The following is a 755-nucleotide window of genomic DNA, read 5'->3' as shown; positions in this document are numbered from 1 at the left end:
CAAGCTTTCTCGCCAAGACCTGGGCCGACGAGTACAGAGCAGCAGCCAGGAGGGTCAACGCAGCTGCCCATTCGAAGACAGCAAGGCCCGGTTGCAGCGTTATGATGACGCCGAGCAGACCGACAATGAGCGCGATCAGGGTTGCGGTGTGAGGCCGCTCTCCGAGGAAGAGAATCCCGAGACCTGCAATGATAAGCGGGGCGACGAAAAAGAGTGCGACAGCATCGGCCAGAGGAAGCGCCGCGATCGAGAGATAATAGAAGAGGTATGCTCCCAGCGAGATTACCGCTCGGATGGCCAGCAGCCCGGCTCGCTTTGAGAAAATAGACCGTAGTCTGGCAGTCGCGCTTACCAGCACCAGCAGAATGGGCAATGCGACGATTGATCGAACAGTCATCGCTTGCGTAACGGGATAGGTGTCCGAGAGGCCCTTCAGGATCACGTCCTGCAGTGAGAAGACGAGAACGCCCAGGCAGAGAAAGCCAGTGGCTGCTAGGGACTTGTTCTGCATCGGTACGTCCTAGTGAGGGGCGCAGCTAGCTCGGCTAGGGCCGAGCTCGATAGGGCCTGCACAGCCGCACCTGTAATCCACACTGACGTGAACGATCGACGCGAGATTGCGTGCTGGCCGCAGACTTAGGGGCGCTCGTGCGGAATGGGCTCTCCGGCTAGCATTGCCGCAGTTCGCTTGCCGACAACTATTCCTGCTGGAATTGACAGGGCCAATCTTCAGGCCTCGTCAAGCCAGAAGGCAA

Annotated in this window: 1 protein-coding gene; it reads right to left on the bottom strand. The window is 59.1% G+C overall.

The window, feature by feature from the left end; translation table 11 throughout:
- Window positions 1-511: EamA family transporter (locus tag NKH36_RS34710; protein ID WP_352966319.1), on the bottom strand; the 511-nt coding region annotated here is incomplete at its 3' end.
- Between the last annotated feature and the right edge of the window lie 244 nt (window positions 512-755).

Origin of the sequence: Mesorhizobium sp. M1312 (assembly GCF_040318115.1) — a bacterium.
GTDB lineage: Bacteria > Pseudomonadota > Alphaproteobacteria > Rhizobiales > Rhizobiaceae > Mesorhizobium.
The sequence above is the reverse complement of the archived record's forward strand: the minus strand, read 5'-3'. Positions and strand labels throughout refer to the sequence as shown.